The sequence below is a fragment of the Natrinema sp. SYSU A 869 genome, assembly GCF_019879105.1.
Lineage (GTDB): Archaea > Halobacteriota > Halobacteria > Halobacteriales > Natrialbaceae > Natrinema.
Genome location: NZ_CP082249.1, coordinates 1228836 through 1255315, shown reverse-complemented (window position 1 = coordinate 1255315; position 26480 = coordinate 1228836). Strand labels below are relative to the sequence as shown.

The window sequence follows — 26480 nt, the reverse complement described above, 5'->3', positions numbered from 1 at the left end:
CCCGCATGGACTGTCCGACGTGTGGGAAATCCCTGACCACCGAGCGAGGAATGCGACAGCACCACACGAAGGTACACGACGATCCACTTCCGAATCGGACGTGTCGCGGCTGTGGGCTCGAGTTCTACGATCCAAAAGCGCGACGCGAGTTCTGCGAGGACTGTAATCCGAACGCAGGGGAACACAACGGGAACTGGAAAGGCGGGAAGGAGATTTCGTCGTGCAATCGCTGTGGATCGACGTTCAAATACTATCCGTCCGACAAATCGGGAGTCTACTGTTCGGACTGCGTCGAAGATGCCGACGTGTTTCTCGGGACACCCTATTACGAATACTACGATATAGAACGAGTACAGCGGGTCTGTGAGTGGTGTGGGCGGATCTCAACTGTCCTCAAGTCGAAAGCTGAACGGGAGCCGGTCCGGTTTTGCAGTCAGAACTGTCTCAGCCATTGGTTATCCGATCAATGGGGAGACTCCGAAAACGCATACAATGGTCGCTGGAGGGACGTAAAGCGGAACGCACTGGAACGAGACGATCACACCTGCCAGCACTGCGGTATCACTCGTGAGAAAATTGGCCACGAACCAGACGTTCATCACATCACCCCGGTTCGAAAATTCAATGATCCGTAGCTTGCACACACTCTCGATAACGTCATTTCTCTTTGCCGAAGCTGTCATCGATACGCCGAAATTGAAATAATAGACGTTCTTTCACCCTCTCCGACTCACGGGAAACAATAACTCATAAACCGTTCTACCGACAACAGGGTATCGTAGGTCAAGTCCCGTGGTGTAGTGGCCAATCATATGGGCCTTTGGAGCCCATGACGGCGGTTCGAATCCGCCCGGGACTATTATAAATTTCTGTACATAATTAAGTATATATGTTGTTCGAGTAGAATCCAATATTGTGTTTCTTGAGTCGGACATCGAAAGTACCGGACGGGCGTGATGGTCCTCGAGTCGGCGATCGTAATGCTGCTCTTGCGTCTTGCCTTCGAGTAATGGAAAACCGGTAACGATAGTCTTTGGTCGACCTCCATTCAGCACAGACGCGAAATGTGCCTACTCTACGGGTATACTCGAAACTCCGATTAATCCTGGACGTCGTGATTGGGAACCTAATAGTCAGTGATATAGACAATTTCGTGTTGCGTTGTCGATCCATAAGTACATAAAGAAGAACAGGCCTATCGTCCTATCTATGGTGAGCGGACCCGACAGCAGCTTGACTTCGGGGCACGCGGTCACAGTCGTTGGATACGATTACGAGTCGAAGACGTGGGGTTTCGACGATCACTATTACAAGGTTCACCACGGGCAACACAAGACTAGGTCACCCGACAAGGTCGTCCACGGTAACTGGGCCGAGTCGTATCTCGTGAGAATCTGAAAAATAACGATCGACGGTGTACGTTGTCCGAATAGTTATTATAATTCAGAAGGAAACTGAAACTCATGAAGATTACCTGGTTACCTACACGTCCAGAGGGATACGCTCGCCACGCGATAGTGGCGATACTCGGTGTGGTACTGTTCATCCCCGGATATATCGTCCAGACACTGCTCTTGGGACTCCTGAGTGGAGCGATAACTAATATCGTAGAACCGTATAGTCTCCTTGTCGTGGCGATCGGACCGGCGCTCTGTATCGCTTCTATCGTCGGTTGGGTAGTGAACAAGTGGTACGGCAAATCGGCGGCGGTTGGCGTTGCAGCCGTGCTGGTGACGGTATATTCGCTCGTCTTCTATGCCATAGAGCTGGTATTGACGATCTGATCCGCCTCTCTGGCTTTGTCGTCCCAGTTGCAATCAGTACGGTAGGTCCACCAGTTTGAATAGATCGTCGCCGCGACGAGTTCGGTTCCGTTCGCTCCGAGAGACAGTTCGGCGACGATTCGATCTGGGTCTACGAACGGTTGACTGGCGATCCATCACTCTTCCACTCGAGCGCCTCAAGTCCCCTCGTTCACCATCAACGATTGGACGACGTCGGTGTCGGTCCCGAACCGGTCGAGGGCCGATGAGAGCGCTGGGCCTGATCCAACAACCGGCTAATCACGTGAGACGGTTCGGTGAGCACGGTCGCCTGTTTTTCGATGGCGACCATGTGGTGTGGCGGTAGCCGCAACCGGAGGTGTTCACCGAACGAACAGCGTCCCGCGCGTGGGCATCGCAATAGCTCGCGACTAGGCATGGGAACGGCGGCGAAAACACAGTCAGTCTCGTTCTAATAACTCCATAGTAATAAATTCACTATCAGTGACAGTCGCTATGTTTGGCACGAGCGGTATCCGGGGAACGGTCGGTGAGGATGTCACGGCTGCACTTGCGCTCTCGCTCGGTCGTGCCGTCGCGTCTGATGGCTACGATCGCGTCGTCGTCGGACGAGACGCTCGAGAGAGCGGTCCAATACTAGTCGATGCAGTAACCGCCGGTCTTCGAGAGTGCGGTGCGGACGTTCTCGAGGCCGGCGTCGCACCGACGCCGACGATTGCGAGAGCCGTCTCACGGACGGATGCGAACGCGGGTGTCGTCGTCACGGCGTCTCACAATCCCGCACCGGATAACGGGATCAAACTCTGGTCGTCGTCCGGGAAGGCGTTCGGTCCCGAGCAGCGTGATGGGATCGCTGCTCGAGTCGAACGCGACGAGTATGACCTGCAACCCTGGGACGGAGGGGGATCACTCGAGCCGGTGGGGGACGCGATCGATCGACACGCGACGGAGCTGGTCGAGGCCGTCTCGGTAGCCGACCCGCCGAGCGTCGCAGTCGACGTCGGGAACGGCACCGGTGGGATCACGGCACGCGTGCTCTCGGAACTCGGCTGCGACGTCGTCACGCTGAACGGGCAGCGAGACGGGCGCTTTCCGGGGCGGCCGAACGAACCGACTCGAGAAACGCTCGGAGAGCTCTCGTCGTTCGTCGAAGCGACGGACGCGCGGCTTGGAATCGCTCACGACGGCGACGCTGATCGGATGCTGGCCATCGATGAGACGGGATCGTTCGTCCCGAAAGACGCGCTTCTCGCCCTGTTCGCGCGTGAAGCTGCGACCGACGGCGACATCGTCGCTGCGCCGGTTGGGACGAGTATAGCCGTCGACGATGCGCTCGCAGCCGTCGGCGCGACGGTGAGTCGAACGCGGGTCGGCGACACCTTCGTGGCCGACTGTACGACGTGGCCGGACGTCGTCTTCGGCGGCGAACCGAGCGGGATGTGGATCTGGCCGGACGAAATGCCGTGCCCGGACGGGCCACTCGCTGCGTGCAAACTCGTCGAACTCGTCGCCGATCGCGGACCGCTGTCGTCGCTCGTCGAGGGCGTCAAGACGTACCCCATTCGCCGCGCATCGGTTACGGTCAAGGAGAAAACCGCCGTGATGAATCAGGTTCATGAATGCGTCTGCGAGCGGTACGATGACGTCGATACGCTTGACGGCGTCTACGTCGACGTCGACGACGGATGGATTCTCCTGCGTGCGAGCGGTACCGAACCAGTCGTCCGTCTCACGGCCGAAGCACGAGACGAGTTTCGAGCCGAGCAACTGGAAGCCGACGCCATCGGGCTCCTCGAGACCGCGATCGCGACGGTATCGGGAATCCAACCGTGAACGGTGGACTGGCGCCCCATCCCTCACACAATCCGACTCAAATCCGATCAGTCGAATCGGTCAGTAACACTGTTTTGGGCTTGCGGATTCATCCACCCCGAACCTGTCAGATTGTGGCTTGCAGGGAGCAATGACGGGTTTAACGGAGAGATAATGAAGTATTCCGTCTCCCTCGCTGGATCTAGATACGTGGTGCAACGAACGACGCCGCTGCCGTGGCATGTCGGCAGCGGTCGAACGGGAACACGGGTTACGAAAAGACAACTACAACGATGACTCGGACGTTTGGCCGTGACGACGCGACAGCAACTGGGAGTACTGAGAACGAATCGGACGGGTTGGACACGCTCCTCATCGGGATCGATGCGGGGTGTCTGCCGGTCTTCGAGCGGCTCTTCGAGGAGAACCGAATTCCAACCATCGAGGGGCTCTGTTCGACGGGAGTAACCGCACCGCTCGAGTCACAGATTCCACCGTGGACGCCGAGCGCCTGGCCGTCGATCTACACCGGTGTCAACCCCGGAAAACACGGCGTGGTCGGCTTCGTCGGCTACGACGGCTATGACTGGCACGTGACGAGCAACGACGACGTCCACGAACATTCGATGTGGACGCTGTTAGATCGACACGATCGCTCGAGCGTCGTCGTCAACGCACCGGTCACCCACCCGCCCGACGAGTTCGATGGGGCGGTGATACCCGGATTTCTCGGCCCCGAGGACCCGCCGTGCCACCCTGACGGGATTCTCGACGACGTCCGCGACGCGATCGGGGAGTACCGCGTCTACCCGAACTATACGCGGGACGACGACTCGCTCTCCGACGATGAGAAGATCGAGGAGTATCAGGAACTCGTCCGGCTGCGCGGCGAGGCGTTTCGCTACCTTGCCGACGAGTTCGAACCAGACTTTGGCTTCGTTCAGTTCCAGAAGACGGACACGGTCTTTCACGAGTTCAGCGGTGAGAAACGACATGTCGATAGCGTCTACGAGGCGACCGACGAACAGATCAGGAAATTCTCGAGGACTGCGATCCGGATCGCGTCTTCCTGGTGAGCGATCACGGAATGGGTGAGTACGGAGGCTACGAGTTCCGGGTCAACGAGTACCTCCGTGACATGGGCTACCTCGAGACGACGACCGGCGGCAAGGGGATGCCGTCGTGGACGCCGATGCGCAGACGCCTCCGCGAGGGCGAGGAGTACGACACGTGGGAGCCGGGAATGGTCGCACGCACAGCGTCGGTCGCCGCACGATTCGGCGTCACCGCCAGTCGAATACGGACTGTACTCGAGCGGGTCGGGCTGGCGGACCTCGCGATCGAGTACGCGCCCAGCGGCGTCTCTCGAACAGCGAACGAACAGGTCGACTTCGCCGAATCGGAAGCGTACGTTCGTGCGCGAACCGAACTCGGCGTCCGAATCAATCTCGAGGGACGTGACCCGATGGGTGTCGTTCCGCCCGAGGAGTACGAGGAACTTCGGGAGGGACTCATCCGGTCGCTACAGGCTATCGAGACGCCCGACGGCGAGCCGTTCTTCGAGACGGTTGCACCCCGCGAGCAGTACTTCCACGGCGACAACATCGACGAGACGGTCGACATCGTTACGATTCCCGCTGACTTCGAACACATGCTCTCCGAGCAGTTAGGCGACGGTGACTACTTCGGACCGGCCGAACCCTGGAATCACAAGCTCGACGGCGTCTTCGTCGCGGCGGGCAAGGGTATAAACGAGAACGCCGCGCTCGAGCGGGCACACCTCTTCGACGTCGCGCCGACGATCATGGCCGCGATGGGGGTCCCCTACAGCGACCGTATGGACGGCAGTGTCGTTCCTGTCGTCGATTCGACCGAACCGATGCCCTACCCAGCATACGAGGAAGGGGACGACGAGACCCGACCGGCGACGGACGAGGACGTCACCGACCGACTGGCTGATCTCGGATACATGAACTGAATCGTCGAACCGCAGGACCGGGTTGGTTCGCGCCGTTGCAATCAGCTTACCCGCGCTATAAGTATGGGCCGCTAGTTCCGACGATAGAATACGACATTGATATCGCAATGGGATTTATCGCAGCAGTCCACCTCGTCCACGATGAGCTTCCGTTAGTCCCGACGATAGAGCGCTGTTCGGACGTTACGCTCAGGTACGAGTACGGGACGACGACCGGCGAGCGACGCCTGCAGTTCGTTTCAGCCTTCAGCGACGAGCACGCGGCCCTCGAGGACGCAATGGCTGCCGATCCGACCGTCTCGGACTCGACTCGCGTCGCGACGTTCGAGAACCGGACGGTCTATCGCATTGCCGTCGATAGCGATCTCGAGATCGTTCCTGATCGCTGTGTCGAGTATGGGCTGTTTGTCTTCACGGTAACGAGCGACGACGGGGGCTGGATCGCACGGGTCCATCTCCCCGATCGGGACGCGCTGTCCGCGTTCCGGGTGCACTGTCGCGACCGCGGCATCTCGTTCCGCGTGAACCAGCTGTACGACTCGTCGGCGACCGACGATCGAACCTACTCCCTGACCGAACGACAGCACGAGATCCTCACGATGGCGTACTACGCCGGCTACTTCGAGGTACCGCGGCGAGTCACTCAGGACGATCTCGCAGATCGGCTCGGTATCTCGGATTCAGCGGTCTCCCAGCGGATTCGGCGCGCCGTCACCGAACTGATCGCCACAACGCTCGAGAATGATCGCACGCCTGATGAATACGGATGAGCCTGACCGACTCACAGTCCCCTATGGGCCGCTTGAATCCCCCGGTTGGATTACCACTCGAAGGACGTTGATTCCGGCTATGAGGTGTTTAACAGGCTATTAAAACTCCATCTGGAACGCTGAAAAACCGACGATATCGCGGTCGGAACGGCCGATTGTAATTTGCACAACCGTTCTGTCAATCGGGAACGTGATGGCCGTTCTGAGCATTCCGATTAGCGATTCGGGTTTAAAAGCTTGCTATCCGAATCCATAGATACTGGTCCCCGCCATCATTCACAATAAATTGAATTTCAATGTCGGAACGAAGTGGTATGCAGCGCTCGAATCGTGATGTTTCTCGTAGTTCTCGGTCGGCTGACGGGCAAGATAGTCAGACATCTCTCGACGAGTCGACTTCGCAGACACGATCGCGAAGGACGTTCCTGGGAGGAGCTGTGGCCGCATGTGCCGCCGGAATCGGACTGACCTCGACTGCCAGCGCATCCTCGGAGCCCTACGGGTACTACTACGACAACTACGGAACCGTCGTAGACGTCACCGAGGCGGGAGCGGATAACACTGGGACCGAATCGATCACCCCCGTTCTCGAAGAACTCCGCAGTGACGATACACTGCTCGTGTTTCCCGAGGGGGAGTATTACATGGACGAACAGTTCAGGTTCACGGGCTTCGATAACTTCGGCGTCGTCGGCGAGAACGCGACGCTGATCCCGGCGGACTACCACGAGTTCAACGGGCCACAGTATCGACTGTTCCGTCTCGGTGTCTCGTACAGTCCCGGGGGAACGCTCCGCTTCGAGGGGTTCGACGTCGATCAGACGGCACCTGATACAGGGATCAGAACGATCGAGGCCTACGCCGACGACCGACTCGAGGTGCGCGACGTGACGATCAACGGGTACCACGACAGCGGGACGTGGGGTCCGGGACTGTTCAACGTCACCGACCCCGACGGTCGAGGCATTGTCGAACGGTTCCGAGCACCGGACGGTGGCGCGTGGGTGAACAATACGCCGAACGCAGGCAACCGCTGGCGCGGCCCGATCGGCATCGAAGCGAACGAAAACGAGGGAACGCTCGAGTTCAGGCGCTGCTTGCTCGGCGGGTTCCCAAACAACGGCCTCTACGCGGCGGGCGGCAACGGGACGGTCATCGTCAACGGGGGCCTCTATCGGAACAGCAACGGTGCGAACATTCGCGTCGGCGGCCGAGACAGTGAAATTCGATGGCCGACGGTCAAAGTTGACTCGACGCGGCCGGAGGACAAGACCCAGCGTGGCATCCGAATCGAGAACGGTCGAAACATGGAGATCTACGGCGCTGCCGTCGAGATCACGTCACCCAAACCGACCAGCCACGCGATTTCGGTGATGAATACCTGCGAAAGCGCTCGAATCGATACCACTCGCCTGCAGCTCCAGGGAGAAGACATCAACCATGGGATTGTCCTCTCGCCCGAGTGCGGTGAGGCGACGATCGTCGACACGGAGATCACCCACGAAACCACGGGCGGCTATCCGCTCTGGATTCAGGACAGCGACCGCACCGAGCAGATCCTCACAGAGCACGTCACGATTTCGGGGCGCGCAGGCGATGCCAGCGGTTTCCGAGACGGCATTCGCTGTGAACGGGATAACTGTCGGTTCAGTAACGTCGACGTCACGCAGCACGGACGTGACGGAGTGGATCGAAACGCCATCGTCAACACGGGTGAGGATATGACTGTCTACCAGAGCGAGCTGCGGGCCAGTCAGTATCCATACGTCGACCTCGGATCCAGCATACTCGTTCGTGACTCGACGCTCGAGTCGTCGACCGGTAATGAGGCCGTCTGCCTCTATCCGTCGTCGACGAATCCTACCTTCAAGAAGAATCGGTTGGTCGGCGGGATTCGTGACCTTGGCGCGAGCGGTGTCACGACCTGGGAGAATACGTACGAGTAGTCGGCATTGGACGGCCGATATAGGTTCGTTCTCCCCTTCTTCACCGTAAATTCGCTTCTCGAGTTCGTTTAATGCCCGTATAATAACGCCACGCTGTCGCCACGGGCCTACTACAGTGAGTACGTCGGATCGCGACCGATCGTCGGCGAACGGGCCTATCGATCGGCGGCTCGAACGTGCGAGGGGGAAGCCGTGAACAGAAGTATTGCGAGCGGCGTCGTCTCGGTCGTCAGTGCGAAAGTCGTCGTTCTCGTCGTCACTGCGCTCTCAACGCCGCTGCTCTACCGATTTCTCGGCGCATCGGCGTTCGGCGAGTATTCGCTTTTGCTGTCCGTCTTTGCGATCTATATGATCTTCGTCAGTTCCGGGATTACCGATGGAGTCCGGAAATTCCTCGCAGAGGACCGCGCCGCGGCGAACTGGAGCGAGCACGTCGTTGGCTTCTACTTCCGGCTGGCGGTCTTTCTCTCGATCATCGGGGCCCTCCTGCTGATAGCTGCGACCCGATTCGGGATCGTCTCCCTCGCGTTCGGGTCCGATCTGACGACGTATTTCTACGTTCTTGCCGCGCTCGTGATTTCGGCACAGTTTCGCGATTACACGCGGAAGACGCTCATGGGATTCGGACTCGAGCGGTACTCGGAACCGCTCAAGGTTCTCGATAAGCTCGGCTTCGTCGTGGTCGCGATTCCGCTGACCTACGTCGGCATCGGCGTGATGGGAGCGCTCGCGGGCCACCTGTTCGCGAGCATCCTTGTCGCCGTGGTCGGGCTCCTCCTCGTCCACCGACGGATTCCGCTGTCGTGCGTGTTCACCAGCCCGTCGAAGCGGTTTCCCCGGAGAGAGATGCTCACGTTCAACTCGATGAGTATCGCGCTGATTTTCCTGCTGATGTCGCTCTATCACATCGACATCGTGATGCTCCATCGGTTCCGGACGGACGCGGCGGTTGGTAACTATCGAGCGGCACTGACGATCGCCGAGTTCCTCTGGTTCGTTCCGATGGCGATTCAGACGGTGTTCGTTCACTCGACGTCGGAACTGTGGTCACAGAACCGCTACAGGAAGATTTCGGCGCTCGTCTCACGGACGACGCGCTACACGTTTCTGCTGACGGCCGTTATGGCGGTCGGGCTCGCGGCGCTGGCAGACGTCGCCGTCCCGATCTACTTCGGTGCCGAGGCTGAGCCGGCGATCACGCCCCTGTTGCTGTTGCTCCCCGGAGCACTCGGTTTCGCCCTCGCGCGACCGGTTCTCGCGGTTTCACAGGGGGAAGGGACGCTCCGGTATCCGGTCGTGGCCACTGGCGGCGCGGCGCTGATCAATCTGGTACTCAACGCCGCCCTTATTCCGCGGTACGGGATGCAAGGTGCGGCTGTCGCGACCAGCATCGGATACGGGTCGATGTTCGTCTTCCACTGCTGGAGCGCTCGACTCGTCGGCTTCGATCCGCTCGCGGACGCACGGCTCGGTCGCGCGGCTCTGACGACCATCCTCGCAGCGGTTCCGATCGTTGCTCTCTCGACGGCGATCTCGAACCCGTGGCTCGCACTCGCAGTCGTCCCGCCCGTCGGATTCGTGATCTTCGTCACGTTCGCGCTCCTCATCGGTGCACTGGATCCCGCCGAACCGTTCGAGGTGCTGTCAGCGTTTCCGGACCCGATCGGGTCGACGGCGGACGGGATCTCCAGTCGAATTGCGGGCATCAGGAGCGATGGGTCGAATCGTAACTGGTTGCAGATCCTCTTGTTCGTCGCCGGGCTGTCCCTGCTCGTCTCGGGGCTCGCACTGGGAGTACTCGATTCCGGCGTGTGAGTGTCGCTCCCCGACGCGAGACGAATCGAAAGTCGTCATTCCTCGCCCCGTCGACCGACATTATCGTTTCGCAGCCGTCGCTCGAGCGAGATGAGCCTGCTCTCACCACAACACCGCTAGCGGGGAGAATTAGAGGGGTAAAGTCGGACAGAAACCGGGACGGCTGCGACCCACGACGCTATCGCACCTGTGTCTCGAGGGGTTCGCTCTCCGCCATGTCGAACACCATTGCGAGCAGGAGGAACGCGGTTCCGGCGACGAACAGCAGCAGGCTCGTCGCGCTCTGGACGGCCGGAACGTCGCCGCTCGAGAGCAGGGAAACCAGCGACGTTCCGGCACCGAGAACGGCGGTCGAAGCCGTCGCGGCTCCGAACAGGTAGAGCAGCGCGAGCGGGTGGAAATCAAGTACGAGGTATTTGGTTTGCAGCCGCCACAGGAAGTTGCGCAGCAACATCAGCGACACCTTCGGAATGTATCGCGAGTACGTGATACTCGACTCCTCCTCGCCGTAGACGGCCGGCATCGCCACGTCGGCGACGCGCATCCCGTGGACGTTCAGTTTGACCAGCAGGTCGTTGCAGTAGCCGTAATACTCGTAGAGGGCCGGCACGTCGATCGCCGCGAGCGCGTCGTGCGAGATCGCCGTATACCCGTTTTGGGGGTCCATCGTCTTCCAGTACCCGGACGCGATCTTCGTCAGGAATGTCAGGGTCGTGTTACCGATGAACCGAAACCGCGGCATGGCCGCTCGATACTCCCGGGACAGGAGCCGGTTCCCCTTCGCGTAATCGGCCTCGCCCTCGACGATCGGGTCGAGGAGCCGCTGCATCTGGGAGAGATCCATCTGACCGTCCGCGTCGACGGTGACCGTCGCGTCCACCCCGTCCGCGAGCGCGGCAAGATAGCCGGTCTTGATCGCACCGCCGGCACCGCGGTTCTCGCGATGCTCGATCGGGACGACCCGACCAATGGTGTCGCGGACCGTCGCTCGGCTTGCCAGTGTAGACGCACCACCGTCGGCCACGAGCTGTTCGACGGTCTCGTTCTCGCTGGCACGGCGTTCGCCGATCCCGCTCTCGCTTGCGTCCTCCCGTGCAGCCTCGAGGATTTCGTCCCGAGTGCCGTCCGTCGACCGGTCGTCGATCGCGTAGATTCGATCGACGTACGCAGGCATCTCGCGGATCACGTCGCCGACGAACCCTTCCTCGTTGTAGGCGGGAATCACGACGCCGACGCTCGTGCCCCGGTACATCAGCGGTCACCTCCGGTCATGGCGGCGCGATCGACGACGGTGCTATCCGAGGTGTTCAAGTCGGTCTCGATCATGATTGCTCCAGCAATTCGGTAGCGGTGACGACGTCGACGTTCCGCGAATCGATGTATTCGAGCAGTGCCTCGAACGCTCGCTCGCTCATGCCGTTCTCGCCGATGTGTTCGAAGTGCAAGACGGCGAGCTGACCGTACTCAGCGGCGTAGTCGACGTACGTTTTCGTCTCGTCGCCCGCATCGCCGGCGAAGAACCCGACATTGTGTGGGTCGGTCAGTGGCAACCCGTTCGGGCCGCCGCCGAACCGGAAGGCCTGTTCGTGATACTCCCGGACGAGGTCGTTGGCCGTCGACCCGAGCACGTTCCGCGGTGTGACGAAATGCTTCGCGCCGTCCTCGAAGCCGCGCTCCTCGAGGAACATTTTCGTCCGCTGAATCATCCCCTCTTGCTGCTCGGGCGAGAACTCGTGGAGGAACTGCGAGCCGGTTCGCGGACGGGACGCCAGGTCCCAGCCCGCATCGTCCAGCTCGCCGAGTTGCTCGAGCGAGAGTCTGTTGCCCCCATCGATGGCTTCGGGGATGACCGCTTCGACGCCCGCGAAGCCGTACGATTCCATGTATTCGAGGGCGTTCGCGTGATGGCTCTCGAGAGTCCCGTCGAACAGCAACACGACAGTTCCCGTTTCGGGCCGGTCGACCGCCCGGAGGTCGTCGACTCGACAGTCGATCGATCCGGTCGAGTCACCGCGCCGGCGGGCGATTAGCCTGATCTGACGCACGTCCGTGAGATCCGGCTGGGCATCGATTCGGTCGGTCCCGAAGTCGACGCGTACCCACCGATCGGCGGGTCCGGTGAGCGTTCGCTGCATGGCGTGAACATTGCGCGAGTTCGGTGCGAACAGCTCGAGCGTGAGGTGAAGCTGGTCGCGACCGCTAAAGGCGACAGCCAGCGAGAGGGCCTTGTTGCTCAGATCCAGTCCGTCAGGAACCGACCTGTAGACGGCCGCGTACTCGGTCTCTTCGGATGCCGTGAGGTGAGCTGACTGCGATCCGGCGTACGGATCGTCCGTCCCGGCCTCGAGTTCGCCGCCGTCGATCAGTGACGTCCATCCGTCGAGGTCCTCAAAGTGGTCGATCGATTCCCCTGGAAGGTCCGGACGGCTACCGGTTCCGGACGCGGCGGTCTCGTCTCCCGACTGGACCGATGTCGGCTCGCCGCTTCCACTACGCCACTCGCGCACTCGCGAGAGGCAGCCAGCGAGCCCGAACGTTCCGGCCGCTGCGACCGTGGTTACGAACGATCGTCGGTTTCGATTCGTCATTGACCGCGTCGACGAACCGTTCGCTCTTTCTTATACGGAGGGTAGTCGCTCATCGCTGATCGAGCCATGCGGCTCGAGAACGCCACGGCGTCGACCGTTCGAGTCATCGACCGGTGATGCCAGGGCGTGACGGTTATCCAGGCGATAATAATCCGAGATGCGCCGGAAGTACCTGGAAATGACTCGCGTCAGCGTCATCATCCCGACGTACAACAGAGCGGCGACGCTTCCGAGTGCGATCGACAGCGCGCTCGAACAGACGGTCGACGACCTCGAAGTGGTCGTCGTCGATGACGGCTCGACCGACAACACCGAGTCGGTGCTGGCCGCCTACGATGACCCGCGGGTTCGGCCGGTCGTGCACGCGACCAACCAAGGCGCAAACGTCGCTCGGAACACGGGACTTGAACACGCACGTGGGGAGTACGTCGCCTTCCTCGACTCGGACGACGAGTGGCACCCCGAGAAACTCGAGCGCCAGTTCGCGGTCCTTGCGGATCGCTCGAGCGACTGGGTCGGTGCCTACTGTGATTCGGCGTACGACCTGTCCGGAACGAGCGGCTGGCTCCGCTCGGCCGCCGCAGCCGTCCTTGCTCGAGGGGACGACGAGCCGACGCAGGAAGGGAACGAGGAACTGATTGGCGAGATTCTCGCGGACAACGTCCAACCGGGAGCTGGCTCGACGCTGCTCGTCCGGACCGAAGTCGCCAGAGACGCCGGCGGCTTCGACGAGGAACTCGACCGGTTCCAGGACCCGGAATTCTGCCTGCGTGTGCTCGAACACGGGAAACTCGCCTACGTCGACGAGGTGCTCGTCCGCCGCGAGGATACCGGCCACCCGTCGGCGGCCATCGTTGCGAACGCGAGCGAGCAGTACCGCTCGGCGTACGAGGCCGAGATCGATCGCTTCGAGGACCAGGGGTACGAGATCCGCTCGAGCCACGAACTCGTCATCGCGAAGCGGTACTTCGCGGATGGACAGTTCCTGCGTGGCGCGTGGCACTTCCGCAAGGCCGCAGCGTCGCCGCGGGCGTATCCTGGTGTCGGCTGGGTCGCCATTGCCGGCGTTCGACGGCGGCCGCGTCCAGTCGTCGCGATGCTCGTCGTCCTGCTCATCGCGACGACACTCGGTCGGCGTGTACTTTCCCGGTGAGTACACCGGTTCTCCGCCGGTCGTTTCCGCTCTGAAACGACTGGGAAGCGCATTCTATCGACGCAGACTGTTGCAAAAGCGGAACAATACCGTTTCCGCCGGTTATTGTACCTGTAGTAAAACCGACCGACACCGACGGAACGGACGGATGAGACGCGATACACTCTCACGACGATCTATATTGGCTGCCACAGCCGGTTGTACACTTATCAGTACCAGCGTCGCCAGCGTCGTTGGCGACACGGCCCAGAACGACAGCGAGGGCGTCAGTCGGGACTCCATCGTCATTCGCGAGGGAACGGACGAAGAGACAACGGTGTACGTGACGACCGCGGACACCGAAGGTCCGACGGCCGTCGTCGTCGGCGGAATGCACGGGAACGAGGTCGCGGGCTACACGGCGGCAGGCCGGATCGCTGATTTGACGATCGACGCCGGGACGCTCGTGACGATTCCCGAGGCCAACGCTGTCGCGATCGAGCGCGGGACCAGAAACGATGATGAGGGGAACAACCTCAATCGGCAGTTCCCCGAGGGGGAGACGCCGGAAACGCAGCTCGCGCGGGAACTTTGGGACGTCATCAGCGAGTACGATCCCGACATACTGATCGATCTTCACGAGTCGACGGGTATCTACGCGGGAGATCCCATGGATGGCGTCGGGCAGGCGATATTCCACTCAGGCGGCAACGAAGCGGACGACGCCGCTACGGACGCCACCAACTACGTCACCAGAAACTACGTCGACGATCCCGCCCTCGCGTTCGAGACCGGCCCCTTCTCCAAACCTGACACCGACCCGGCCGGCCTGCTCGCTCACAAGGCCGCCCGCGATCTGGACGCCGATGGGTTCCTGGCGGAGACCCTCTCGACTGGCGTCGAACTCGAGACCCGCGTCCAGTGGCACACGGCAATCGTCGAGCGACTCTTCGAAGACGAACTCCTGCTCGACGACGCCGACGGCAGCAGTCCGTCCGAAGAACCGGTTGACGACGAGCCAGCGGAATCCGAGCCCGAGCCTGAACCCGAAGAGCCAGTCGACGACAGTACCGACGGTGACGAGAGCCCGACGGCGGAGTCACCGATTGCACGGATCGAGACCCGTCCGACGTCGGCGACGGAAACGGTTCTCGAGCCGGGTCAGACGGTCACGCTCGATGCCTCGCAGTCGCGCGATCCGGACGGCGAACTAGTGGACTACGAGTGGTGCGTCGGTGACGACGGCTCGTTCGACGAGGCTGGCGAGACGATCGAGGTGACGATCAGTGCGAACGGCGACCATCCGGTCGCGTTACGCGTCGTCGACGACGACGGAGCGACCGATATCGATCGGATCACGCTCTCGGCGAACTGCTGACTTGTTCGTCGGGTCCTGCTGTCCACCGTGGCGGCAGTCACCGGTAAACACCGCCGCTCCCGGTTCGTGAACGGGGAGACGTCGCTACCGGAGCGTCGGTCGTTTCGGGCAGTCGTCCGCGGACTGCAAGCGGGACAACGACGGGAGCCGAAAATCAGTGGTCGCCCGCTCGTAGTTTCCAGAGGTCGTCGAAGGTGATGACCTTGACGTCGGCGCTATCGATGTGCTCGAGTAACGTCTTATAGTCGCCCTTAGGCATCGTGTTGTTGGCTTCGAACGTGTGGAAGTTCAAGATCGTACACTGGTTGTGCTGGGCGGCGAGATCGACACACTGTTTCGAAATCTCGAGGTCATGTCCGATCGTCCGCGGTAACGCCAGCGGATCGAAGCCGTAGACGCTCGTCGTATTGACGCTCCCGGCCTGATTGAAGCCGCCGCAGTAGTGGTAGTTGGTCGCCTGCTCGAGGCTCGTCTTGTCGAAACTGTTGTGCGGATGGACGATGTAGTTCGCCCCTTCGAAGCCGTTGTCGATGAACCACCGTTTGTCGTTCTTGAGTCGTTCATCGAGTGCGCCTTCGTCGTCGAGTTCGTGAATCGGATTGTGCGTCCCGTGGACGACGATCTGGTCGCCGGCTTCCTGACGCTCTTGGAGTTCCGAGAGCGACATGACCCCGTCTTGTCCCTGTTCGACCCACCGCGGCACTGGTGCCTGGACCGCCGGGAACCCGTACTCGTCGTGGAGCGGCGCGGCGGACTCGTAGTAGTCGAGCGTCCCATCGTCCCAGCTCAGCATGACGTACCCTTGATCGGGCGTCTCGTGGGTCCGCAGATCGTCGACCCAGACCTCCGCCTCCGGCATGGAGTGGAGCACCTGAATCTCGAGTCGATCGAGATAGTCTAGCGACGGTCCGGGTTCGTCCTGTTGGAAGACGCCAGGACTCGTCCGGAACCAGCCGATGTCGGGCGCGCGGTACCTGATTTCACGGAGCGAGTACACCTTCTCACCGCCGAACTGGTCGACGAGACGCAGGTTGACCGCAATGCTCTGGGGCGTCGTCGTCCGGATCGCAACGGAGAGATCCGTCTCCGTCAGGTCTTCGCCATTGAGGCTCCGCTCCGCGACGATATTCTTGCTACCGTCCGACTGTAGTTTGAAGCTCTGTTCACCGTCGAATACGACGTCCGTGTCCGCTTCGCCAGATCCACGACTGACGGTCCAGGCATCGAGATTACTGAAGTCATCGAGCGATTCGCCCGGCTGGCGGTACTGTTCTCGGCTGTCGAATTCGGTCTCGAGCGGCGGAACACCGTTCGTGAGTCCCGGCGTCGAGCCGTCCGAACCGCCAGGGGTTTCGTCCGATGAATTGCCGTTGACTCCCTCGGTCGCCGACTTGATCCGATCCGCACAGCCGGCCATACCGGTGAGTCCGGCCGCACCCGACAGTGCGAGGAACCGACGTCGCGTTGCGCGTTTCTGTGACATTGACGATCCGAAGCTACCGACAGCGATCCCATTATTATAGATCCAATAGTCCAAAGCGATAGTCGTCCGACTCGCCCTGAATCCGTCGCTTCGGCGCTTAACGGTAGCATAGTAATTGAGTGTTCGTCCGAAGGTGGCCCACGGAGGCGTACGGAAACGAGGATCGGTCGGAACTCGATTCTTCCTCCATGCGACCGTATGCCGTCTGTAAGGAAGTCTTCGACGATGAACAGGGAACTCTTCGGTGTATTCGGTGGTATAGACGCGTTCGAGCGGTTCAGATCCAGCGACGACTTCGACGAGGTGCTCGCCGGATCGACGCTTACAGTCGGAATCCGCGATTCCGATCTCGGCGCACGCGGCTGGAGCGCCGCGTACACCGGCGATGAGGGGTGCTGTCTCATCTGGGGCGAGGCGTACGTTCCCGATGACGACCCCAACGCCGCGCGCTGGCTCCTCGAGCACTACGAGACGGATGGACAGGATGCGTTGACGGCACTCAACGGGTCGTACCTGGCCGTGGTCGACGCCGAGTCGAGCGACGGCGCGTTCGTCGCTACTGATCCCGTTCGTTCCCGTGAGTGCTTCTATACCGATGGTTCGGGGACCCGCGTCTTCGGAACCGACGCTGCTGCGATCGGCCGCACGATCGCAGAGCCGACGCTCTCTCGAGACGGCGTCCTCGAATTCCTCCACCTCGGAGTTATCCTCGGCGAGAAGACGACCGTCACGGGACTCCATCGGCTGCCGATCGACAGCCAACTCACGCCCGCGTCGGTCGACTCGCTCGATCGCTTCGTCTACGACCCGCAGCCACCCCAGGAATTCGACGCGGTCGACGAACTCGCCGATCGACTCGAGCGGGCATTCCGACGGCGGTCGTCGCTACCGGGGCGAAAGGGCGTGCTCCTCTCGGCAGGCTACGATTCGCGAATCATCCTCTCACAAGTTGACGACATCGACCGCAGTTATACGGTGGGATCACTGGAGGCACAGGAGGTCCGCGGCGCGCGATCGCTCGCTGCCCAGTATGGCGCGAGCCACACTGCCTTCCCGCCGGACGAGCGCTACCTCCGGCCCGACGAGTCGAAGACCCGCTACTCACAGGGGATCAAAGAGTCCTTGCACATCCACCACGCCGGCTACACGGACGAAATCGGGGTTGATACGATGTATCACGGCCTCCTCTGTGATACGTTCTTCCGCGGCCATTTCACCGCCTCGAAGACCGTCGACGTCCTCGATAAACGCATTCCGACCGGCCGGCTCGATCCGGATCCGGACCCCGTCGAGGTGCTTCTCGAGAAGTTTGGCTACAGCCGCGAGGCCAGCCTCGAGCTCGCCGAGCGGACGTCCTTCGACGTGGATCCGGAAGCGTTCGTCAGGGACGCTATCGGCGACGAGTTTGCAGCGAGACGGGACCGTGCAGAGACGGTCCAGAACGCGCTCACGTGCTGTGGCATCGCAAACCAGCCGTCGATGCCGTTTCACAATCACCTGTCCGATCACTTCGTGACCTCGTTTCTGGCGACGGACCGCGACCTGATCGACTGGCACCTCATGGCGCCACCGGAAGACCGAACGACGGAAACGTTCCTCCAGGCGTGCGAACAAATCGACGACGACATCCTGCGACACCGACCGCCCGACCGACCGCACGATGCAACGCTACTCAACGAGGTAGAAGGCTTCGTTCGTCGGAAGACACCGCTTCTCTCGTCGTTCGAACCGCCGTGGCCGGATCGCAAGACACTCTTCGAACGGCACGACTTCGACCGACGGCTGTTGGGCGACCTCGAGCACGTCCATCACTTGCCAGCCAGACACAAACTCAGACTCACCGACCTCCGCGAGTGGCTCGAGTGGTCGGAATCACAGGCACAGCTCCGTTCGTGGCTGTGGCCACCGAAGCGGATGGTCGCGTAACGCTCGGCCCGATCCGGACGAATAGGCAATATAGTATCAACTGCAACGGTTTATACACTGTTTGCACAGCTGTCGTGTGATGGGGCGTGCACTAACTGCCAGTAATTACTATACTCTGTTGGGGTTCCGCTGTGACTATCACCCGCGAAATCACTCTAAGTGCTATCTATTCCGTTCACAGGCGGTAACCGTGAGAAGTCTTATATACCACGGTGTTTTAGCGCGGAATATGCGTCTGACGCCGTCTTGGTTGCACTCTTCGTCCGATGACCCCGACGAAGAGCGTTCTGTGACTTCCGGGACGAGTTCGGGAGTGACGATGGTCTACGCTCCAGGGTGCGATTTCCCGGCGGGCCAAGAAGTCAATACTCGAGTAGAGGGGTTCCTTCCGGAGTCCAATGATGCTCTCGTAGATGTCCTCAACGAGATGAACACACCCGTGACCGTCGACGAAGTCACCGATGCGCTGGTCGAACCGGCCTATCCGCCGATTGAAACGTGGGCAACCATCCACGAGCGACTGCATCAGGAGCGCCTGCCAGCACTCGATGCGTCAGGAGCCATCGAATTCGATGAAACACAGGGACTAATCGAGCGGTCCGCTACTCACACGAGCGAGGGTCGGCTATTCTCACCGGCCGTGCTCGCAACGATCTCGATCGGATTGTTGCTTGTATTCATCACACTCGTCTCGGTTTCCGTCCTGATTTCGTAACGGACAGACGTCTACTGCCTCGGTCGTCGTTTCGTTCTGCGTCGAGAGAGTCCACCAGTCATCAGTTGACGAGTCGCTTGATCGTGACCATCGTAAAGACCGTGAGGATGAGTGCGCTCAAGCCGATCCCCGAGAGGAACGAGGTAACGGCAACTCGATCACTGCACCGAGGAGAATGGCGTAGGACACGACTGTTGCTCCGATATAGTAATCGTCCCACTGTGGGCTCTCAGAGCGCTTCTCATCGGTTGATTCCTCGGTCGAGTCCAATTCGAGGTACTGGTCGACTCGATCAGCGGGAGGCTTTCGCTCGACGAGCCCGCGGTTTTGCTGGTACTCGATCAGGCCCGCCTCATCGAGTTTCGAGAGATGCGACTGATAGAGGGGGATGTAGACGCGCTGACGCTGTGTCGACGTGAGATTTTCGACAGTAGTATCATGTTCCCATGCCGCGACTTGCTCTGCGACATCGCGCATACGTACGGGCTCTTCAGTACCCCGGAGATACCGGAGAACCATCCGACGACGTTCGTTCTGCAGGAGATGAAAGATATCATCCTTCGAAAACGCAGGCTCCTCGGAGAGGCAATCAGCGTCCTCATCCGCGCCCTGACCGTCGTCAATCACACCCGCCTCATCCTTCCCTTCAGAGCTGATATGTTTCGCTTTCATTGCGCTAATCCCCCTATTCAGAAGAGGGTAATAAAGGATGGATACCGTGTATTTCTGAATTACTCATTTTATGTGGTTTCACAGAGCCAGATCTCATTTCACGCCATTTTTATACCGATATATCAGGCGCTATAGGGCCTGAAAATCACAATGCTAGGAAGGGGTAGGGGCCTTTATTTCGAGAAATTATTCTACGCGGATTTCCGACATTCATACCGAGTTTACGGTCATTCACGGTTCTATGGCGCTCAAGAACGGGCGAAAGTGACTTAAGCAGATTCGGTGTCGATATCGTTACAATTAGTCGTCAGACGGTCGTCAGACTGGCCCGTAGAATCGGGGCTTATCTCGGCGATAATAAACCGCCACTGTCCCTTATGACGACGAAATGAGCGACACTCACTGGTGGTTTTTCGATCTGGCAGTCGTCATCGCAGTCACTGGTGCCCTCACGGTCGGAATTCTTTCAGGGGTTGGCGGGGCTGTGAGAATTGCGCTAACAATTCCGTTCGTTCTCTTTCTTCCCGGGTATACGCTCGTCTCGGCACTCTTTCCGGACGAGCCAAACGACGACTATCGAACCTTCGACGACGAAAAAACTGGACTCGGCAGTCCGTTGCTAGTCAGTGGTGGACTCGAGGCGGTCGAACGAACGGTCCTGTCAGTCGTATTTAGCGTTGCGCTCGTACCCGCGATCACCCTTTTCGCGACCGTAACCCCAGGGGGAGTGACGCTCGAACCGATACTCTCTGGACTAGCAGTAGTCACCGTCGTCCTTGCACTCCTCGCGATCGGTTCTCGATACCGCTGTCCACCCGATCGACGGTTCACACCCTCGATTTCGTCGGTCTCACCGTTCTTTACTCGGGTTCGTCCGAGTCCGTACGAGCGAATCAGTTACCGACCGTACAACGTGGCCATCGGAATCGGGCTGCTCCTGTTGCTTGCAAGCGGTGGCTTCGCTCTCGTAAACCCACCACAGCACGACGGGTTTACGGAATTATCGGTCGGCTCGGAAAATGTCACCGGGGAACGGAAACAATGTACCAGTCGACCTATACTGCGGGGGAAACCCAGGAACTGCAGACGAAGATCACAAACCAAGAACACGAAGAGCGGACCTACACGACCGTGGTACTGCTCGAGCGGGTGAGTGACGACGGTACCAACGTGACCGTCAGCGAATCGACCGAGATAGGCAGAAGACGGCGACGGTTTCCGATGGCGCTTCACACCGGCAGAGTCTCGAGATCACGCCGACGATGCAGGGGGACGACCTTCGGCTGACGTTGTTGCTCTACAACGGTGAACCGCCGGCGGAGCCGACGGCCGACAATGCCTATCGCGTTGCCCGCCTCCCGATCGAGGTGGAATAGATGTGGCCGTGGGAACACCTCGCGTTCGCGTACGTCCTGTACTCTCTGACGACGAACGTGATCTTTCGGAAATCGCCCTCGGCTCGCGAACGATCGTCGTCGCCATCGGGTCACAGCTACCGGACCTCATCGACAAACCGCTCGCTTGGACGGCCGGTATCACGGACGCCGGCTACTCGATCGGGCACTCGATTTTCGTCGCTCCGTTCGTTTGCCTCGCGGCATACGCGGTGGCCGCCCGGCGAGGGGAACGAGTCCTTTCGGGTGCCTTCGCACTCGCGTATCTCTCACACCCGGTTGCCGACATGATCAGCCAGCTTCTCAGAGGGCGGGTGGTCGACCTCCGAACCGTCCTCTGGCCGATTGCATCGCCGCCAGCGACCTCTCACGGCGGATTTCTCGACCACTTCGCCCGATACTTCTTCCGATACGTGCACCAACTCCTCACCGGCGGGCTGACGGTGCAGATCGTATTCCAGTCCCTGCTGGGCCTCACCGTTCTGGCACTCTGGCTGTTCGACGGTGCGCCGATCGTCGCTAACGTCTGGCGGCTGCTCCGCGCCCAGCGTCATCGGTGATCAGCGATCAACCGCTATAGAACGGATCCGAACGGTTACTACAAGGAAATTTACGTCTCCCAGTCGAAATCGCCTGAGACTGCCACTGTGCGCTTCCCGTGCTGTTCTGTGAGCTGTCCTCCGGTCGAACAACAGTGTCTCATCTGAGACACGGAACGTGACTTGGATCGCAGTTACGTCGAAGATCGCACAGGGAGCATTGTTGATCGTCGTATCGAGTACAGGAGGTAACCGTCGTGTCAGCCTCGAGGATCCGCTGAGATCGGCAGACAGGCGTCAGAGACGCAGCCGATAGATGACCAGTTGTCGACTGCACCATCGCTGGTGAGGACAGGTCCGTCAGTTCGACTCACAGGTAGAACTGTTCGTAGTGATCCAAGAAGAAGAAGATCCGAGAAGAAGACCGGGGAGTATGGTCGACGACGGCAGGACGGTCAGTTACGTGCCGGAGAGGTCGTACACATCGTCACATCCCCGTTCGTGTAGACCGTGGCCTGCTCCGGCCGACAGAGTTGCCCTCGAGAGAGCTGTGCTATCCGTGCGGTCCCGTTGGTGTCCGTGACGTACGTCGCGTCGGTCGATTGTTCCGATCGATAGACCGTATAGTTGTGATCCGCGATACCGTCCTCGGGAACCGTCGCGGTCGTGGTCGATGGATACGCGCCGGTCCGACTGAACAGCGTCTGATACGGGTGGTCGGTATGGAGTTGCTGATTGGGGCGGATCTCCTCACCTTGGGGTGAACCGGTCAGTTCGGCAATCGACTCGACCGCGGTGAGCTCCGATTGGTCGTACGCGAGGCGCTCGTGCTGGTTCGAGAAGACTGGATTTTCGGCGTTGCTCTCCGCAGCGAGGACCATCGCGCCCGGATAAATGAGCACGATGACGAGTAACACTGAGGCGACTAGTGCCGGCGTCATGTTCCCTCTCAGCGTCCGTACTCCGATCGCGCCGAGGACTGCCATCGGTGCGTAGAGGAACGCGAACCAGCGCGTCGGAATGAAGTTCCGAATGCCGAACATCGGCAGTCCGAGGATGAACACTAGCATGAAGGCCGCCGCCAGCAGGAGGGTGAACACCGACTGTTCGGCGCGTCGCCTGTGGACGACGTACAGACAGCCGACGAACGTGGCACCGAGCAGGAGCAGGAACCCAAGGTTGTCCACGTAGGGTACGAGCTGTTCGATCAGCGTGGGCGCAGCCTCGGCCCCCGCTTCGGCCTCGTCGGACGAGCCGCCCGCGGTATTGAGGAATCCAGCGCTCTCCTCAAGCGTCTGCGTGAAGTAGCTCAGGATCGTGGCCAGGAACGACTCCTGGCGATACGGTGTCAGCGACCACACGAATATCGTCAGTCCGAGGTTGAAGACGACGAGCCCAACGAGATTGACTGGCTTTTTCGTTCGGAAGACGCTCGAGTCGAGCCGCGTGAGCCCGAACGGACCGATCACGAACACGAGCTGTGCGAGAAACGCCGCGAGCAACAGGATGAGCATGATGAACGTCGACACCTGATGGGTGAGGATAACGGCGACGCTCAACAGGAGGAGGAGCGAGAAGTCCCGAATCGTGTACTCGATCCGCATCACTCGTATCAGCGCGTACAACATCGCGAGGAAGAAGATGAGCCCCAGGCTCGTGGGGATGAGATGCATTCCCCACCTCGCGACGTGGCTCGCGAAGGCGTAGAACGCCGTCGCCAGCACCGCCCATCGTGGCGCGACGAGCAGGTTCGTGGTCGCGTAGACGAGCAGGGCCGAGAGGGGCATCACGAGTCCCACGGAAAGGTACAACGCGGCCCGAATCGGGACATCGTACAGCAGCGACGAGGCGGCGACCAGCAGGTGATAAAACGGCGATCCGTAGTGTTTGTCGTGGGAAATCGCGCTCAGGGATTGCTCCGTGAGAATCGCATCGATGAATCCGCGGTGAGTCCAGATATCGATCCCGATGTATCCCGGCGTCGCGTACAGCGCGGTAAACCGGAAGATGAACGCGAAGAGGATGATCTGGAGGAGCAGCAAGCCGGGATGGAGGTCGCGATCGCTCGCGAAGATGATCTGGCCGATAATGAGCGTCCCGACGACGCTCGCCAGTCCGAAGAAGAGGTGCGTTCGCGCCCCCTGCACGACCGTCAGCAGCACGAGCCCCGTGAGTCCGACCAAGACGGCACTCGGGAGCGCCATCGACACCGCCGGCGGAAGGGTTGGGAACACCCGCGAGTCGTCCTGCTGATACAGGGAGAGGAGATACAACGCACACGCGGTGCCGAGGATTACCGGGACGGTATTGATGTAAATCTGCGACGTGAGAAATCGCAGCGGAAACAGCACCGCCGCGAGCAGGAACCCGCCGATCGCCGCGACGGTGTCGAGTCGCAGCGGTCGCAGTTCCGACAGCGATCTATACTTCATGGCTGACCCCTGTCGGATAGTCCAGTTCTTCGTCTCGGTCCACTAGTCGACGGTACAACCCGTGGAGGCGCTCCCCGAGGAACTCGACGGAGAGTCCGTCGATCGAATCTCGACCGTCGGATCGCCCCCCGTCTTCGATGGCCCGCTCGAGCCCGCCAAGGAGCGCCCCGTCGTGGTCGCTGACGATGCAGTTCGTCACGCCACGGATCGTCTCCCGAACGAATCCGACATCGGTCGAGACGACCGGCAGGTTACACGCGGCGGCTTCCTTGACGACCATCGGGCCGCTTTCGCGTTTCGACGTGACCAGCAGGACATCGCTTGCGTTCATATAGTAGGGCATTGCTTCGTGATCGACGCCGGAGACCGTTCGGAGCTCGACATCGACATCTGCGTGTTCGATGAGCCGGCGAGCACGCGAAAAGTCCTTTACCGATCGGGTCCGGTCGTACGGAAAGAGTGCGACCGGTCGGTCGGTCTCCCATCCAATGTACTCGCGCGCGTGCGACCGGGACATCGGTCGAAACAGATCGGTGTCGACGCCGAACGGAATCAGTTGGTGCTCGGCCTCGAGTTCGTGCGACATGGTTCGACTCGGGACGATCGCGGCGTCCGACCGGCGGGCACTGTAGCGACTGACCGATCGGAGCCACGACTGCTGGCTCATGAGATCGGTTCCCCACAGCGTCACGACGACCGGTCGCGTCGGCTGGGCGAGCGCGAAGGGGGCGACGAGCCCATAGTTCGCGTGTACCAGGTCGTACGACGTCGATCGGACCTCTGAGAGTAGTTTCGGGTACAATTGGGCGTAATCCACCGCTGACCGGCCCGAATTTCCGCTGTGTTCGCCGGGGACTTCGAGGACCGTACAGTCGATGCCGCGGTCCTCGAGGACGGACACCTGCTGGTCGAAAAACGGCCGCGGCGACGTGACCAGTTGGAGTACCTTCATCAGTAGCCCATATTGGCTGCAGGAGTCGATTGTCCCGCTGTGCGTGCCTGTGCGAGCGTCTCGATCTGTCGGACGACATAGTCCGTGACATCGATCCGATCGGCGAGCAGGCGCTCGCGACGGCGCTCCCACGTGTCGTCGGATTCCTCGACGGCTGAGACGGCCTGCTCGAGCCCGCGCGCGTGTCTTGTATCGCCGTTGTATTCGAACAGCAGGCCATACTCCTCTTCGAGTTCCGTCGTGTAGCCGAGCGAAAGCGGGTTCACGTAGACCGCGGGTGTGCCGAGCACGGCGGCTTCCGCTGCAGTTGTCGCCCCTTCGCTCAGGACGACGTCGGCGTATGCGAGCAGATCGTGCATCCGGTCCGGCGACGTCTCGAACTGATACGACTCGAGGTCGGCCGGCGGCTCTCCTTCCGCCGTCAGTAGAACCCGTACGCCCGCGTCCTCGAGTCGGTCGACAACCTCGCGGGGGTCGTCGAAGCCGCCGTGGCCGACATCGTGGGAGGCGTCCCAGCTGCTGAGCCGGACGACGGCGAATGACTCCTCGGGGGCGAGCCCGACTTCCTTGAGCACTGTCGGATCAGGGTCGAATCGCTCGGGGTGGAGATAGGCGAGTTCGTGATACCCCGGGTACGTCACCTGTTTCGGGCCGATATCGTCCCGATAACACGCCGGCGTGGCGATCACATCTGCGAACGGATAGCCGAGTTTCGTGATGAGGGTCGCGTGTTCGGTGTCGTAGAAGACGAGACTTTTCGTTCGCACCATCGACGCGACGTGGGCGGCAGCGACGCCGCCGATCGCCGTAATCACGTCCGGATCGATCCGGTGCGCTCGCCGCAGCAGTCGAAGCTCGTATGTTGCCTGAACTGCTGCCAGAGAGACCAGCGATCCGGATTCGCCGGCCAACACCTCGTGGTCGATGTCGTACGCCTCGAGCAGTCGGACGGCGACGCCGCTCTCGCGAGCGAAGACGTGGACGTCGTGTCCTTGCGCTTCCAGTTCCGCGATTGGATTCCGGAAGAAGTGGACGTGGCCGGGATGTTGGATAGTTACCATCACTCGCATCGTCAATCCACCTCCGCGATCGGCCAGTGGTTCGAGACGGTGACTGCTCCCGACGGTGTTCGACTCCCCGTCCGGACGACCGATCCGTCGAAGA

General features: G+C 60.6%; 16 protein-coding genes, 1 tRNA gene and 4 pseudogenes. 14 read left to right on the top strand and 7 right to left on the bottom strand.

What is annotated here, in order from left to right; translation table 11 throughout:
• Positions 1–5 precede the first annotated feature (5 nt).
• From K6I40_RS28460 to K6I40_RS14290, 8 genes and pseudogenes are all read left to right on the top strand, one after another.
• Positions 6–746, top strand: a pseudogene (locus K6I40_RS28460) (HNH endonuclease).
• A gap of 40 nt (positions 747–786) precedes the next feature.
• Positions 787–859 (top strand) — tRNA-Gln (locus K6I40_RS14325).
• Positions 860–1463: 604 nt separating this feature from the next.
• On the top strand, positions 1464–1784 hold the full coding sequence (locus K6I40_RS14315) for a hypothetical protein (protein ID WP_222919712.1): 321 nt from the start codon (positions 1464–1466) through the stop codon (positions 1782–1784).
• 495 nt (positions 1785–2279) lie between these two features.
• Positions 2280–3617 carry a phosphoglucosamine mutase gene (glmM, locus tag K6I40_RS14310; protein WP_222919711.1) on the top strand — a complete coding sequence of 446 codons (1338 nt, stop codon included), beginning with the start codon at positions 2280–2282 and terminating at the stop codon, positions 3615–3617.
• Positions 3618–3889: 272 nt separating this feature from the next.
• Positions 3890–5574: pseudogene (locus K6I40_RS14305) on the top strand (alkaline phosphatase family protein).
• 107 nt (positions 5575–5681) lie between these two features.
• Positions 5682–6344 carry a helix-turn-helix domain-containing protein gene (locus tag K6I40_RS14300; protein WP_222919710.1) on the top strand — a complete coding sequence of 221 codons (663 nt, stop codon included), beginning with the start codon at positions 5682–5684 and terminating at the stop codon, positions 6342–6344.
• Between the two features lie 437 nt (positions 6345–6781).
• Entirely contained in the window at positions 6782–8290 is a 1509-nt protein-coding gene (locus tag K6I40_RS14295) for a right-handed parallel beta-helix repeat-containing protein (RefSeq protein ID WP_222919709.1), read from the top strand.
• A 192-nt stretch (positions 8291–8482) separates the two neighbouring features.
• The gene (locus K6I40_RS14290; protein ID WP_222919708.1) at positions 8483–10105 is read left to right on the top strand and encodes a polysaccharide biosynthesis C-terminal domain-containing protein; all 1623 of its coding nucleotides are present in this window, start codon (positions 8483–8485) and stop codon (positions 10103–10105) included.
• Positions 10106–10283: 178 nt separating this feature from the next.
• Here K6I40_RS14290 and K6I40_RS14285 read toward each other — a convergent pair whose 3' ends face one another.
• Both K6I40_RS14285 and K6I40_RS14280 read right to left on the bottom strand, forming a co-directional pair.
• Positions 10284–11357: a glycosyltransferase family 2 protein gene (locus tag K6I40_RS14285; RefSeq protein WP_222919707.1), complete on the bottom strand. Its 1074-nt coding sequence runs from the start codon at positions 11355–11357 to the stop codon at positions 10284–10286.
• Positions 11358–11427: 70 nt separating this feature from the next.
• A complete protein-coding gene (locus K6I40_RS14280) occupies positions 11428–12693 on the bottom strand; it encodes a hypothetical protein (protein WP_222919706.1) in 1266 nt (421 codons plus the stop codon).
• 178 nt (positions 12694–12871) lie between these two features.
• On the opposite strand from K6I40_RS14280, the gene K6I40_RS14275 reads away from it, so the two are divergent.
• Both K6I40_RS14275 and K6I40_RS14270 read left to right on the top strand, forming a co-directional pair.
• The gene (locus K6I40_RS14275; RefSeq protein ID WP_222919705.1) at positions 12872–13846 is read left to right on the top strand and encodes a glycosyltransferase; all 975 of its coding nucleotides are present in this window, start codon (positions 12872–12874) and stop codon (positions 13844–13846) included.
• Positions 13847–13994: 148 nt separating this feature from the next.
• A complete protein-coding gene (locus tag K6I40_RS14270) occupies positions 13995–15203 on the top strand; it encodes a PKD domain-containing protein (RefSeq protein ID WP_222919704.1) in 1209 nt (402 codons plus the stop codon).
• Positions 15204–15357: 154 nt separating this feature from the next.
• Here the strand turns inward: K6I40_RS14270 and K6I40_RS14265 are convergent, their stop codons facing one another.
• Complete coding sequence (locus K6I40_RS14265) at positions 15358–16686, bottom strand: polysaccharide deacetylase family protein (RefSeq protein ID WP_222919703.1); 1329 nt, start codon at positions 16684–16686, stop codon at positions 15358–15360.
• 225 nt (positions 16687–16911) lie between these two features.
• Between K6I40_RS14265 and K6I40_RS14260 the strand changes: the two genes are divergently transcribed.
• Positions 16912–18612 (top strand): hypothetical protein, encoded by a 1701-nt coding sequence (locus K6I40_RS14260; protein ID WP_222919702.1) that lies wholly within the window; start codon positions 16912–16914, stop codon positions 18610–18612.
• Between the two features lie 319 nt (positions 18613–18931).
• Complete coding sequence (locus K6I40_RS14255) at positions 18932–19327, top strand: hypothetical protein (RefSeq protein ID WP_222919701.1); 396 nt, start codon at positions 18932–18934, stop codon at positions 19325–19327.
• A gap of 61 nt (positions 19328–19388) precedes the next feature.
• Here K6I40_RS14255 and K6I40_RS14250 read toward each other — a convergent pair.
• A pseudogene (locus K6I40_RS14250) lies at positions 19389–19999 on the bottom strand (hypothetical protein).
• A 388-nt stretch (positions 20000–20387) separates the two neighbouring features.
• Here K6I40_RS14250 and K6I40_RS14245 point away from each other — a divergent pair.
• Together K6I40_RS14245 and K6I40_RS14240 are read left to right on the top strand one after the other, a co-directional pair.
• Positions 20388–21375 (top strand): annotated as a pseudogene (locus tag K6I40_RS14245) (DUF1616 domain-containing protein).
• 2 nt (positions 21376–21377) lie between these two features.
• Positions 21378–21953, top strand: coding sequence for a metal-dependent hydrolase (locus K6I40_RS14240; RefSeq protein WP_255682050.1), 576 nt, complete (start codon positions 21378–21380; stop codon positions 21951–21953).
• A gap of 434 nt (positions 21954–22387) precedes the next feature.
• Here the strand turns inward: K6I40_RS14240 and K6I40_RS14235 are convergent, their stop codons facing one another.
• From K6I40_RS14235 to K6I40_RS14225, 3 genes are read right to left on the bottom strand one after another with little or no spacing between them, the layout of a single operon-like run.
• The gene (locus tag K6I40_RS14235) at positions 22388–24364 is read right to left on the bottom strand and encodes a hypothetical protein (RefSeq protein WP_222919700.1); all 1977 of its coding nucleotides are present in this window, start codon (positions 24362–24364) and stop codon (positions 22388–22390) included.
• On the bottom strand, positions 24354–25316 hold the full coding sequence (locus K6I40_RS14230) for a glycosyltransferase (RefSeq protein ID WP_222919699.1): 963 nt from the start codon (positions 25314–25316) through the stop codon (positions 24354–24356). The genes K6I40_RS14235 and K6I40_RS14230 overlap by 11 nt, the downstream gene beginning before the upstream one ends.
• A complete protein-coding gene (locus K6I40_RS14225; RefSeq protein ID WP_222919698.1) occupies positions 25316–26386 on the bottom strand; it encodes a DUF354 domain-containing protein in 1071 nt (356 codons plus the stop codon). Before K6I40_RS14225 ends, K6I40_RS14230 begins: the two co-directional genes overlap by 1 nt.
• Positions 26387–26480 lie beyond the last annotated feature (94 nt).

Excerpts from the sequence above, each read along its gene's own strand:
- K6I40_RS14315 (WP_222919712.1), top strand. The coding sequence starts at position 1,464 with ATGAAGATTACCTGGTTACCTACACGTCCAGAGGGATACGCTCGCCAC.
- glmM (WP_222919711.1), top strand. The coding sequence starts at position 2,280 with ATGTTTGGCACGAGCGGTATCCGGGGAACGGTCGGTGAGGATGTCACG.
- K6I40_RS14300 (WP_222919710.1), top strand. The coding sequence starts at position 5,682 with ATGGGATTTATCGCAGCAGTCCACCTCGTCCACGATGAGCTTCCGTTA.
- K6I40_RS14285 (WP_222919707.1), bottom strand. The coding sequence starts at position 11,357 with ATGTACCGGGGCACGAGCGTCGGCGTCGTGATTCCCGCCTACAACGAG.
- K6I40_RS14280 (WP_222919706.1), bottom strand. The coding sequence starts at position 12,693 with ATGACGAATCGAAACCGACGATCGTTCGTAACCACGGTCGCAGCGGCC.
- K6I40_RS14275 (WP_222919705.1), top strand. The coding sequence starts at position 12,872 with ATGACTCGCGTCAGCGTCATCATCCCGACGTACAACAGAGCGGCGACG.
- K6I40_RS14270 (WP_222919704.1), top strand. The coding sequence starts at position 13,995 with ATGAGACGCGATACACTCTCACGACGATCTATATTGGCTGCCACAGCC.
- K6I40_RS14265 (WP_222919703.1), bottom strand. The coding sequence starts at position 16,686 with ATGTCACAGAAACGCGCAACGCGACGTCGGTTCCTCGCACTGTCGGGT.
- K6I40_RS14260 (WP_222919702.1), top strand. The coding sequence starts at position 16,912 with ATGAACAGGGAACTCTTCGGTGTATTCGGTGGTATAGACGCGTTCGAG.
- K6I40_RS14255 (WP_222919701.1), top strand. The coding sequence starts at position 18,932 with ATGGTCTACGCTCCAGGGTGCGATTTCCCGGCGGGCCAAGAAGTCAAT.
- K6I40_RS14235 (WP_222919700.1), bottom strand. The coding sequence starts at position 24,364 with ATGAAGTATAGATCGCTGTCGGAACTGCGACCGCTGCGACTCGACACC.
- K6I40_RS14230 (WP_222919699.1), bottom strand. The coding sequence starts at position 25,316 with ATGAAGGTACTCCAACTGGTCACGTCGCCGCGGCCGTTTTTCGACCAG.
- K6I40_RS14225 (WP_222919698.1), bottom strand. The coding sequence starts at position 26,386 with ATGCGAGTGATGGTAACTATCCAACATCCCGGCCACGTCCACTTCTTC.